At 37.5% G+C, this 12203-nt stretch carries 9 protein-coding genes; 4 read left to right on the top strand and 5 right to left on the bottom strand.

Annotated features, from left to right (window positions below; all coding sequences use genetic code 11):
• From ICJ85_RS13970 to ICJ85_RS13955, 4 genes are all read left to right on the top strand, one after another.
• Positions 1-1128, top strand: a complete 1128-nt coding sequence (locus ICJ85_RS13970; protein ID WP_188224415.1) for a vWA domain-containing protein — start codon at positions 1-3, stop codon at positions 1126-1128.
• A gap of 3 nt (positions 1129-1131) precedes the next feature.
• Complete coding sequence (locus ICJ85_RS13965; protein WP_188224414.1) at positions 1132-2598, top strand: MoxR family ATPase; 1467 nt, start codon at positions 1132-1134, stop codon at positions 2596-2598.
• Between the two features lie 225 nt (positions 2599-2823).
• Positions 2824-4899, top strand: a complete 2076-nt coding sequence (locus tag ICJ85_RS13960) for an HAD-IIB family hydrolase (RefSeq protein WP_188224413.1) — start codon at positions 2824-2826, stop codon at positions 4897-4899.
• Positions 4900-4917: 18 nt separating this feature from the next.
• A complete protein-coding gene (locus ICJ85_RS13955) occupies positions 4918-6195 on the top strand; it encodes a glycosyltransferase (RefSeq protein WP_188224412.1) in 1278 nt (425 codons plus the stop codon).
• Positions 6196-6205: 10 nt separating this feature from the next.
• Here ICJ85_RS13955 and ICJ85_RS13950 read toward each other — a convergent pair whose 3' ends face one another.
• From ICJ85_RS13950 to ICJ85_RS13930, 5 genes are all read right to left on the bottom strand, one after another.
• On the bottom strand, positions 6206-6775 hold the full coding sequence (locus ICJ85_RS13950; protein ID WP_188224411.1) for a YdeI/OmpD-associated family protein: 570 nt from the start codon (positions 6773-6775) through the stop codon (positions 6206-6208).
• A gap of 5 nt (positions 6776-6780) precedes the next feature.
• The gene (locus ICJ85_RS13945) at positions 6781-8424 is read right to left on the bottom strand and encodes a M1 family metallopeptidase (RefSeq protein WP_188224410.1); all 1644 of its coding nucleotides are present in this window, start codon (positions 8422-8424) and stop codon (positions 6781-6783) included.
• Between the two features lie 60 nt (positions 8425-8484).
• On the bottom strand, positions 8485-9819 hold the full coding sequence (locus ICJ85_RS13940; RefSeq protein ID WP_188224409.1) for a M28 family peptidase: 1335 nt from the start codon (positions 9817-9819) through the stop codon (positions 8485-8487).
• A 5-nt stretch (positions 9820-9824) separates the two neighbouring features.
• Positions 9825-10295, bottom strand: a complete 471-nt coding sequence (locus ICJ85_RS13935; RefSeq protein ID WP_188224408.1) for a DUF6265 family protein — start codon at positions 10293-10295, stop codon at positions 9825-9827.
• Positions 10296-10390: 95 nt separating this feature from the next.
• Positions 10391-12202 (bottom strand): acyl-CoA dehydrogenase family protein, encoded by a 1812-nt coding sequence (locus ICJ85_RS13930; protein ID WP_188224407.1) that lies wholly within the window; start codon positions 12200-12202, stop codon positions 10391-10393.
• Between the last annotated feature and the right edge of the window lies 1 nt (position 12203).

Here is a 12203-nt window from a genome sequence, read left to right as displayed (position 1 = left end):
ATGAAACAAGATATTACTACAAGAAAGGGTTTTGTTTTTAAGTCGTACCAAGCGCCGTCTCAATCGCCATTTGAAACATTATTCGAAATTTTCAAAGAATTAATTACACATACCTCCGGCGATTTTGATGAAGCGATTGATTGGTTGCGCGAGCTTGATAAGGAATATAAGCTAACAACGCCCGAATACACTATTGACGATTTTATTGAAGACCTTATTAAAAAAGGATTTATTCGTGAAGAAATAGACCCTGATGGTAATGGCGGTATGGCTATAACTGCTAAAACCGAACGTGCCATAAGACAGCAGGCTTTAGATCAAATCTTCGGGAAAATTAAACGGAGTGGTCAAGGAAATCACAGAAGCAAAGGTTTAGGTATTGGAGATGAGCATACCGGCGATTTTCGAGGCTACCAATTTGGAGATGCTCTCGATAAGGTGTCCATGACCGAGAGTTTACGAAATGCTCAAATCAACCATGGCATTTCAGATTTTACCCTATCGGAAAGTGATTTGGTTGTTGAAGAAACGCTCCATAAATCGCAAATGAGTACGGTACTTATGATCGATATTAGCCATAGTATGATATTATATGGTGAAGATCGTATTACGCCGGCAAAAAAGGTGGCGATGGCTTTAGCCGAACTCATTACTACGCGTTACCCAAAAGACACTTTGGATATTTTAGTATTTGGTAACGATGCCTGGCAAATTGAAATTAAAGATTTGCCCTATTTAAAAGTCGGACCATATCATACCAATACCGTAGCCGGGTTACAATTAGCGATGGATTTACTTCGAAGAAAACGTAACACCAACAAACAAATCTTTATGATTACCGATGGTAAGCCTAGTTGTTTGCGGTTGTCTAATGGTGAGTATTTTAAGGATAGTTTTGGGTTAAACCCTAACATCGTTAATAAATGTTACGCTATGGCACAGCAAGCCCGTCGTCTGCACATACCTATCACCACGTTTATGATTGCTAAAGATAATTACCTGATGCAGTTTGTTAGGGAGTTTACTTATGCTAATCAAGGCAAAGCCTTTTATACAGGTATTAAAGGTCTAGGGGAGATGATTTTTGAAGATTACGAAACCAATAGAAAAAAAAGAATTAGAGGATAGCTTATGAATATTGAAAATATAAAAACATTAGGTGAATTAAAAGCTTCAGGTTATACAAGTAAATCGATAAAAGATGAGTTACGTGATAATCTGGTTCAGAAAATAAAAAAGAAGGAAACAACTTTTGAAGGAGTACATGGTTATGAAAACACCGTTATTCCTGAATTGGAGCGCGCTATTCTATCGCGTCATAATATCAACCTTTTAGGATTACGCGGGCAAGCCAAAACGCGTTTAGCGCGTTTAATGTTGAATTTGTTAGATGAGTATATTCCTTATGTTGAAGGTTCCGAGATTAACGACGATCCGTTTCAGCCTATTTCAAGATATGCCACGGAATTGATTAAAGAAAAAGGTGATGCGACTCCCATAGCATGGCAGCACCGAAGTGAGCGTTTTGCTGAAAAATTAGCTACTCCAGATGTGACTGTGGCCGATATTGTAGGAGATGTTGATCCGATTAAAGCAGCAAACCTAAAGTTGAGCTATGCCGACGATCGAGTTATTCATTACGGTATGATTCCTCGTGCTAACCGTTCTATTTTTGTAATTAACGAGTTGCCAGACTTACAAGCCAGAATTCAGGTGGCTTTATTCAATATATTGCAGGAAGGTGATATTCAAATACGTGGATTTAAATTGCGCTTACCTTTAGATATTCAGTTTGTCTTTACTGCCAATCCTGAAGATTACACTAACAGGGGGAGTATTGTTACCCCATTAAAAGATAGAATAGGTTCTCAAATTTTAACACATTACCCGGTAAATATCGAGACGGCTCGTCAAATTACAGAGCAGGAAGCCAAACTGGTAGAAAGCCAAAAGGAAACTGTTGTCGTACCGGATTTAGCCCGCGATTTATTAGAACAAATTGTTTTTGAAGCTCGTAAAAGTGATTATATAGATGCCAAAAGTGGCGTGAGTGCACGTTTAAGTATTACGGCGTTAGAGAATTTGTTAAGCACAGCAGAACGCCGAGCACTGTTTGCAGGAGATGAAACAACAACGGTGCGTTTATCAGATTTTCTTGGAGTCATTCCTTCTATTACAGGAAAAGTAGAGTTGGTTTATGAAGGTGAGCAGGAAGGAGCTGCTGTGGTGGCTTATAATTTAATAGGAGAAGCTGTTAAAAGTTTGTTTGTTCAATACTTCCCGAAAATTGAAAAATTAAAGAAGCAAGAAGAAGAAACACCATACGATGATATCATTTCATGGTTTTTTAATCAGAAGGATGGTTTTGAATTATTAGATAGTTTAAGAGATAAAGAATATAAAAGTCTGCTAGAAGGAGTGAGTCCTCTAAACGATTTATTAGGGAAATATCAGCCAAATTTAGATCAAACAGACAGCTATTTCGTAAAAGAATTTGTGCTTTGGGGACTTGCCGAATTTAACCAGTTAAGTAAGCATCGTTTCACCGAAGGCATGCAATTTAAAGATCCGTACGGCAGTTTTATAAGTGGTATTTAATACCGTTTTTCTCATTTTCATATTCATGGTATATGGTGGTTTAATTTTCAAATCTGTATTTTAAACCACCAATTTTTTTTATTCCAATAAAAAATTATTCGACAGGTTTTCTAAAGAACTTTTTTGGGCAGTTTTTCGTGATTTTTTGCGTATATTAAGCAAAAACCATGTGTTTTTCGTGGTTTTTTAAATAAAAACAAATAAAACGCTTCAGAATTTCTTAATATGGAAACAAACCTTACAGATGAGAGTCCTATCAAGCTCCTTTCTTTCGATATTGATAACACATTAATAGAATTTCACACACTTAAAAGTAATTTTAAAAAAATCTGGAAAAAATATAAACCCGAAGGTATTATACTCACCTATAATACAGGGCGGTTAATTGATGATGTACTTCGGCTTATTAAAAAGGGAGTACTCCCGAAACCAGACTATATTATTGGAGGAGTTGGAACGCTTATTTACGATTGCAACAAAGGGTGTGTTGTTAAAGAATTTAATGATGTATTAGATGAAGGTTGGGATTTAGATGCTGTAGAAAAGCTAATTCAAAGTATAGACCATCCTATTAGTGATCAGCCTGCAAAATTTCAACATTCTTACAAACGAAGCTACTTTTTTCACGATGCTAATGATGAACTCATTGAAAGTATTGAAGCTGATTTTGCAAAAGCTAACATGTTGGTGAATATTGTGTATTCCGGAAATAAATTTTTGGATGTATTACCAAAATGGGCGAATAAAGGCAATGCGCTACAATGGTTACTTTCTAAATTAGATTTAACACCAGAAAATGTTTTGGTTGCTGGTGATAGCGGTAATGATTCGGCTATGTTTAATATGAAAGGTATTCGTGGTATTGTGGTTGCAAATGCCCATGAAGAACTGTATAAGTTTACTAAATACAGACAGGTTTATCATTCTGAAGGAGACCATGGAAATGGAGTTGTAGAAGGTCTAATTTATTATAAAGTCTTACCTGAAGAAGCAAAAACCTGCTTAGAAGAAGATCATACAGATGATTATTTTATTCAGCAGGAGTTGAGTCATATTGCTGAAGATGACGACAAGGAAAAATTAGAACTAATCCGTGAAGGCTATGATAAAGCCATTATTGCGTTAAAGAAGAATATAACGCCGCTCGGATTTTCAGCCTGTTCTATAAAAGATAATGTCCCTAGTGGTACCGATGAAAATTATCACAGTGTCTGGGCTCGTGATGGTGCAATTACCGTTATTGGGTCTTTATCACTTATTCATGATGAAGAGATTCATAAATGTCAAAGGCAAACTTTAGTAACGCTTTTCGAGCATATTTCACGTAACGGACAAATTCCATCAAACGTTCGCATTAAAGATAATGTAGCCGATTATTCTGGGGTAGGAGGTATTTGTTCTATCGATAGCGGTATTTGGGTCGTGATTGCTTTTTACGAATATGTCAATGTCACGAAGGATATCGATTTTCTTCGTAAGTATATTTCAGATATTAAAGAAACCATGCGTTGGCTTGGTGCGCACGATAGTAATAATGATGCTTTACTGGAGATTCCTGAGGCAGGAGACTGGACCGATTTATTCGGCGGAAGTTATAACATTTTGTACGACGAAATTTTATGGTATCGTGCCAATGTATGCTACGGACGTATGCTTGAAATGCTCGGTGATTATGAGGAAGCCGGAGAATATATCAGATGGTCTCAGGTTATTAAAAAGGAAATTCTTCAAAACTTCTGGCCGTCTACACAACAGAAATTATTTCAGTCGGTATCGTTTGCCGAACGTCAGTTTACACTTGGAGATACCTCTTATTTAATAGCTCAAACCACACCGTTCGATTTTAGCTGGCGCTGTGATGTATTTGGAAATGTTTTAGCTTTTCTTCACGGAACAGTAGATGCCGAAAAAGCGCATCAAACCTTCAAATTTATTTTGGGAGTTGGGGTGAACGATCCGTTCCCTATTCGAAATGTGTATCCAGTAGTAACACCGGGAGATCCGGATTGGAGACCATATTATACAGTAAATCTTTTAAACCTGCCACATCACTATCATAATGGAGGTATCTGGCCTTTCGTTGGTGGGTTCTGGGTGAAGTTTGTGAATAAGTTGGGCTTACGCGAAGTAGCTATTTCAGAATTATACAAGCTCGCCTTAATTAACAAACAAGGGCTTACCGAAGAATGGGAGTTTACTGAGTGGGCTCATGGTACATCAGGTAAGGCTATGGGTAAGGCATATCAGGCTTGGTCTGCAGCACAGTACATTTCTGCTTGTAACGATTTAAAAGTAATTTAATAACTAAAATATAAAAATATGAAGTCAATTTTAATGATCTCTTTGCACGGATACGTTGGTGCTAATGCCGAATTAGGAAAGCCTGATACCGGAGGACAAGTAGTTTATGTTTTAGAGCTCGCAGAACGTTTTAGTCGATTAGGAAAAAAGGTAGATTTGGTAACCCGACAATTTGAAGATCAACCAGAATATGATCACGTCGATGAGAATTACAGTGTATGGCGTATTCCTTTTGGTGGTAAAAAATTCATTAGAAAGGAAGATATGCACGATCACCTCAAAAAGTTTGTGACTAACTGTCTTGCGGCAATTAAAAAAGAAAGAAAAAAGTATGATGTGGTATATACCCATTACTGGGATGCTGGTTGGGCAGGACAAAAAATTGCTGAAGAATTAGGTATTTGTCATGTGCATACGCCACACTCTTTAGGTTGGTGGAAACAGCATACCATGGGAAGTGATATGGAGGAAGAGGACATGGAAAAGAAATATCGTTTTAAAGAACGTATTCGAAAGGAGTATTTCGTATATCAAATGTGTAATTATGTTATTGCAACCACCTTACCGCAAGTCGATTTATTAACACAACAATACGATGTGTTGCCACGTAATTGTGGTATGATTCCTCCAGGAATTGATGAGAATAGATTCTTCCCGGTACCATCTAAAGAAAACGATAAGATAAGAGTGAAGTACGATATTCAGCCAACCGATATTTTGGCTTTAGGGCGTATGGCTCATAACAAGGGGTATGATTTATTAATTCAGTCATTACCTACTGTTTTTGAACTCTGTCCGGAAGCCCGACTTGTGGCAGCCATTGGAGGAGATAACTCAAAGCAAGATGATAAAGGGGTTGCAGGACTTAAAAAACTGGCAGGAGAATTAGGGATATTAGATAAAATTACCTGGAAAAGTTACGTAGCCGACGAAGATTTAGCCAATGTATATCGCTCAGCGAATATTTTTGCAATGCCATCGCGTTATGAACCCTTCGGAATGGTAGCTATTGAAGCTATGGCGTGTGGTACACCAAGTGTGGTTACTGTTCATGGCGGATTATACGATTTAATTGATTTTGGTAATCAGGCGTTATTTGCCGATCCGCATCGTCCGGTAGAATTTGGAGCAATGATGTCGATGCCGTTATTATACCCTAAATTGCGAAACGAATTATCGGTTGAAGGGGCGCGTTTTGCACGTCGTAATTTTGGATGGACAGGAATAGCAAAACGTATTTTATCAATATTTAATAGCTCTATTAATCAGCGTTCGGCAGAATCCAGTATTTATTAATTAATATGGTTTAGTAAGAGCCTCTAGATTTTATATTGTCAGCGCATAATTGAATGATTTCAGTTATGCGCTTTTTTCTTGTCTCTTCACGTTTGGCTTGATTCAGCCAGTATAAATAACTCTTTCTGTAGGAAGGCGCAAAATTGAGGTAATTATTGTAGGCTTCTAAATTATCGTTGAATGCCATCTGTAAATCATCAGGGATAATGCCGTTTTCAACATCGTCCAATGCCGACCAACTGCCATTTTCTTTAGCTTTTTCAATGGTTTCTAGACCACTTTTGTGCATTAAACCCTCAGCAAGTAATGATTCAATATATTTTTTATTGACCGCACTCCAAACACTTTTAGGGTTTCTAGGCGTAAAATATTGTCGGCGTTTGCCATCGCCTAAACTCTTAACTGTAGAATCAATCCAGCCATAACATAGCGCTACTTTAACAGCCTCTTCCCATCGCATGCTATCCTTTTCATGGTTTACCTTGAAAAAAATTAAATAAATACCAGATGCTGTATTATGATTTTCATGAAGCCAGTTGCGCCATTCCTTATCCGTTTTAAAGTAAAGCTCAGACAACATATCGTTTATAGTTTTTTGGTTTCGATATAAAAGTTAGGATCGACCTTAAAGATGTTTTCAGAATCATCTAGTTTTATTGTTTTCCATTCTGCTTTTGGGTAAATCCATTGGTCGTTTCCGTTAAGAGAAACACGTACTGGCATATCGAATTTTTCAATAATATTCGTCCAACGGAATTTAAGCTCTTTGTCGCTAACAGAATATTCTAGTGTTGGAATTTTTGTTGTTCTCAGGTATTGATCGAAAAACTCCTGTAAATCGTAACCGGTTTGTTTGCTGATGTAATTTTCGATTTGTTGCGTTGTTACGGTTTGATGATAAAAGGTTTCATTCATACCGCGCAAAATATCGCGGAATTTTTCGTCATCTTCAATCAATTGGCGAAGCGTATGAATCATATTAGCGCCTTTATAGTACATATCGCCAGAGCCTTCTTTATTTACATTGTATGGTCCGATAATAGGTTTGTCGTTTAAAATATTTTTTCTGATGCCGATAACGTATTCTGAAGCGGCCTCTTTTCCAAAGTAATATTCTAAATACAGTGACTCAGAGTAGTTTGTAAAGCTTTCATGAATCCACATATCGGCTGCGTCTTTGTAAGTAATGTTATTCGCAAACCATTCATGACCCGATTCATGAATAATAATAAAATCGAATTTTAATCCCCAGCCTGTTCCAGAAAGATCACGTCCTAAGTAACCGTTTTTAAATCCATTTCCATAGGTTACCGAACTTTGGTGTTCCATACCTAAATAAGGCGTTTCAACAATTTTAAAACCATCTTCGTAAAACGGATAAGGCCCAAACCAATATTCAAAAGCCTTCATCATTTTAGGGGCTTGTTTGAATTGTTCTTTGGCTTTTTCTAAATGATCTTTAAGGACATAGTAATCCATATTTAAAGGTCCCTTTTCACCTTGGTAGATTTCAGAGAAATGCACGTAATCGCCAACATTGGCATTAACACCGTAGTTGTTGATTGGGTTTTTTACTGTCCAATTGTAAGTGGTTGTTTTTTCATTTTCTGTTTTACCTGCAAATTGTCCGTTTGAGACATCTATTAATCCTTTTGGAACGGTTACACTTATATCCATGCTATCAACTTCATCGTACATATGGTCTTTACATGGCCACCAAACACTAGCTCCCAAACCTTGACAAGAGGTTGCTACAAACGGATTGCCGTGTTTGTCCTTTTTCCATGAAAAACCACCATCCCAAGGTGCTTTAACCGCGACTTTAGGATGTCCTTCGTAATATACTTCTATGTTTTTTGTGGTTCCCACAGTTTGCTTTTGTTTTAAGGTAACAAAATGTGCGTTGCCGTTATGTTCGACTTTTAAAGGTTTTCCATTTTGAGTCACCTTGGTGATTTTTAACGGTTCTTGTAAGTCGATTTGCATGACCGACTGCTGATTTAAAACCTTATATTGAATCGTGTTTTTTCCGGAAATAAACTTTTGATCAGGAGCGATTTCCACAGCTAAATGGTAGTAGGTTAAATCCCACCAAACGCGCTCAGACGTAATACTACCACGAAGCGTGTCTTGTTGTGTGAATACAGTTTTATCGGTCATTAACTGGGCTTTCGCCGAAAACGATAAAGCTAAAAAGGATATTGAAAATAGTAAAAAACGGGTGTTCATTAGTTTATGTTTAAACCGTAAATTAATTAAAAACAGATTTAAAAGCTTACTAAAGCTTTGTTAATTTCTAATGATACTATTGGGAAATGTGACTACACTTTCAAAGCCATCTTTATTAACTGCTGAAACGCCAAAGAAATAATTGTCAATCACAACGCCTTCTAAGGTGAATTCAGAAATATCACCGACGTATCGACTGTAATCCCAGGTAGGAGAGGTGGTGTCGCGCCAATATATTTTATAACCTTTGGCCCCCTCAACTTTACTCCATTTTAATTTTGCCGAGGCTTCAACAATGCCACCTATAGCAACTTCAATAGGGGCAGGAGGCGCTGAAGCTAAACTTGCCATATTAATAGCGTTAACCGCGGTTAGTTTTTTTGCGTATTCAAAATTTACATGTTCTAAAACATCGCCGTATTTTATGCCGTTTTCTTCGCGAACATCCTGATGTTGTTGCGTGTAATTTTCATGAGCCTCCATAATGCGAATGGCAGGAAATCCTAAGTCGTTAAACGGACGATGGTGACCTCCACGACCAAAGCGGTCTAACCTGTAAATCATCATCGGGTTCATTTCAGGCATATAGGTTTTGGTTGTTTTGTGAATGTATCGCGCCAACTGACGTGAGTTGCCATCAACTTCACCACCATAAAAGCGTCGCAGTTTTCTGGTTTTTTCAGGTTCGTTGGCAGGAACGGGTTCTGAGAAAACCCTAAAGGTTCGGTTATCAATAACCCCATCAACCCCTTTAATATTTCCAATCATATCGTTGTTAAAAACGCCAACGATATTCCAGTTGTGTTCTTGGGCAAAATTGGCTAAACCTTTGCCTCCAAATAATCCCTGTTCTTCACCGGAAAGACCAACGTACACAATGCTGTGTTCGAATTTGTATTTAGATAATACTCTTGCGGCTTCAATGGTTCCTGCCATTCCAGAAGCGTTATCGTTAGCACCAGGAGCATCGGTTGTAAAATCCATAGTGTCACTGGCACGTGAATCGATATCCCCGCTCATAATAATATAGCTGTTTGGGTATTTGGTTCCTTTTTGTATGGCTATCACATTAACAACCCAAGCATCATGTGGCACACGACTATTACCCGCTTTGGTCACATAATCTTTTTGATAGAACACTTCTAAGCAGTCATCACAACCTTTGGAAATATTTTCAAATTCCTGTTTGATCCATCGTCTCGCAGCACCAATACCTCTGGTATTTGAAATGGTATCACTAAAGGTGTTTCGTGTTCCAAAATTCACTAAAGTTTCAATGTCCTTTTCAATACGTTCGGCAGAAATAGCATCGATAATGTCATAGATTTTTTGATTGGTTTGAGAGTAACCGGATAGAGAGAGTGTTAGGATTACAAACAAAGGTGTAAATTTCATAGGGATTATTTTTTGTAATTGAATTTTACTGTTTCAACCTTTCCTTTTTTGTCTTTTATATCTACATAAACATTCATTTCATTATCATTAATTTTTTCGAAAGTCATGCCTTCAAAAATGGCTTTTGTAGATGTGATTTTTATTAACGGAAAATCAATGGTTTCGTCTTTAGTTTCCCAACCTTTTAAATCGTTGGAAAAGTGTTTGAGTTGAAGCACTAAGGTGTTTTCTAATTGGCGGATGATTTCAATTTCGTAAAATGAAACTTTATCATCATTTATTAATTTAAATACTGCCATCATGGAATCTCCAGATGGTAAGCTCCAGTTTTCTTCTGTTTTTCCACCGAAAGCTTCACCTTTCCAGTTACCAGAAATCCAGGCTATATTTTCTAATTTTGGTTCTAATACAATTTCCTCTTGGGCGTGTGAAAATGATGAGCACGAAAGTATTAAGATGAAGTAGAATAATTTCATAAGTTTTAATTTTTACTAAAATACTTAAAATAATAAAAGCGTCTCAATAATTACATTGAAACGCCTTTATAAATTGAATTAGTCACGAGATATTTTTAAAAACAGTACTTGTTTTCAGTAATTACTTTATCGGCAATGACGTTTCTTAATTCGATGATATTAGGCATATTGACGTATTTTATGTAACGTTTAAGTCCCATTAGCATCATGCGTTGTTCATCGCCGGTTGAAATTGAAATAATGGAGTGTTTACCTGCGGTTTCAATCACATCGATGGCATGAAATAAATTCAGTTTGGCCATCGCTATTTGTTCTTTAGCTTTGTCTTCACCGTCTTTATTAGCCATTTTTTCGGCACGTAGAATAGCTGACTCCGCTAGGTAAATTTGAATTAAAATATCGGAGGCTGCCAACATGAGTTGTTGATGTTTATCGATGTCTTCGCCATATTTTTGAAGTGTAGCTCCAGCCACCATTAAGAACAGTTTCTTAAGATTTTTAATGATGTTTTTCTCTTCTGAAAATAAAGCTGAATAGTCTGGAGATTCAAACGAAGGAATACTCATAAGTTCATCTTTAACCGCCATAGCAGGACCGAGTACATCAACATGGCCTTTCATTGCTTTTTTTATCAACATACCTACGCAAAGCATCCGGTTGATTTCGTTGGTTCCTTCGTAAATTCTTGAAATTCTGGCATCTCGCCAAGCCGATTCGATAGGCGTATCTTCAGAGAATCCCATGCCCCCAAAAATCTGAATGCCTTCGTCGGTACAATGTTGAATAAACTCTGAAACCGCTACTTTTAAAATAGAACATTCAATGGCGTATTCTTCAACACCTTTCAATTCTGCTTCTTGATGTGTGTCTTTACCTTCAGCTTTTCGTATTTCAATACGGTCTTCAATATTTTTTGCTGCACGATAACTTGCCGCTTCTCCTACCCAGCAGTTGGTTGCCATTTCAGCAATTTTTTGTCGCATGGCCCCAAAACTTGAAATAGGCGTTTTAAACTGAATGCGCTCGTTTGCATATTTGACCGATTCGGTGATGGTGCGACGTTGTGCATCTAAACAGGCTGCTGCTAATTTAATGCGACCTACGTTTAGGGCATTCATAGCAATTTTGAATCCGTTCCCTCTTTCGGATAACATATTCTCAACGGGAACTACAGTATCATTAAAAAATACTTGTCGTGTTGATGAAGCCCGAATTCCTAATTTATGTTCTTCTTCGCCCATGGTAATACCATTTGGGTTTTCTGGATCGTATTCTACAATGAATCCAGTGATGTATTTATCGTCTTCAATTCGGGCAAAAACAATCATTAAACTACAGAATCCGGCGTTGGAAATCCACATTTTCTGACCGTTAATTTTATAGCTTTTTCCATCTTCTGAAAGGGTAGCGGTGGTTTTTCCAGAGTTGGCATCACTACCAGCACCTGGTTCTGTTAAACAATACGATCCGAACCATTCACCAGAAGCTAATTTAGGAACATATTTTTGTTTTTGTTCTTCGGTGCCATATAATAAAATGGGCATCGTTCCAATACCTGTATGTGCACCATAGGCTGTACTAAAGGAACCTGTAGCACCTGAAATGTAATCGCAGACTAACATGGTGTCTACAAAGCCCATGCCCATACCACCGTATTCTTCAGGAACCGATATGCTTAAGAATCCCATTTCGGCAGCTTTTTGCATGCAGGATTCAGTTAAAGCATAATCTTTGGCTTCAAAACGCGGTTTGTTAGGCCAAAGTTCACGATCGACAAACTCGGTAACCGCATCTTTCATCATGCGTTGTTCCTCGTTAAAATCTTCGGGCGTAAACACATCCTCACAGTTGGTTTCTTTTACCAAAAATTGTCCGCCCCGAATGATATCTTGTTTAGTAGATTCCATA

It is taken from the genome of Aestuariibaculum marinum (genome assembly GCF_014596975.1).
Taxonomy (GTDB): Bacteria; Bacteroidota; Bacteroidia; order Flavobacteriales; family Flavobacteriaceae; genus Aestuariibaculum; species Aestuariibaculum marinum.
The sequence above is the reverse complement of the archived record's forward strand: the minus strand, read 5'-3'. Positions and strand labels throughout refer to the sequence as shown.

Bases quoted from the DNA above. Each gene is read 5' to 3' on its own strand.
- ICJ85_RS13970 (WP_188224415.1), top strand. From the start codon at position 1: ATGAAACAAGATATTACTACAAGAAAGGGTTTTGTTTTTAAGTCGTAC.
- ICJ85_RS13965 (WP_188224414.1), top strand. From the start codon at position 1,132: ATGAATATTGAAAATATAAAAACATTAGGTGAATTAAAAGCTTCAGGT.
- ICJ85_RS13960 (WP_188224413.1), top strand. From the start codon at position 2,824: ATGGAAACAAACCTTACAGATGAGAGTCCTATCAAGCTCCTTTCTTTC.
- ICJ85_RS13955 (WP_188224412.1), top strand. From the start codon at position 4,918: ATGAAGTCAATTTTAATGATCTCTTTGCACGGATACGTTGGTGCTAAT.
- ICJ85_RS13950 (WP_188224411.1), bottom strand. From the start codon at position 6,775: ATGTTGTCTGAGCTTTACTTTAAAACGGATAAGGAATGGCGCAACTGG.
- ICJ85_RS13945 (WP_188224410.1), bottom strand. From the start codon at position 8,424: ATGAACACCCGTTTTTTACTATTTTCAATATCCTTTTTAGCTTTATCG.
- ICJ85_RS13940 (WP_188224409.1), bottom strand. From the start codon at position 9,819: ATGAAATTTACACCTTTGTTTGTAATCCTAACACTCTCTCTATCCGGT.
- ICJ85_RS13935 (WP_188224408.1), bottom strand. From the start codon at position 10,295: ATGAAATTATTCTACTTCATCTTAATACTTTCGTGCTCATCATTTTCA.
- ICJ85_RS13930 (WP_188224407.1), bottom strand. From the start codon at position 12,202: ATGGAATCTACTAAACAAGATATCATTCGGGGCGGACAATTTTTGGTA.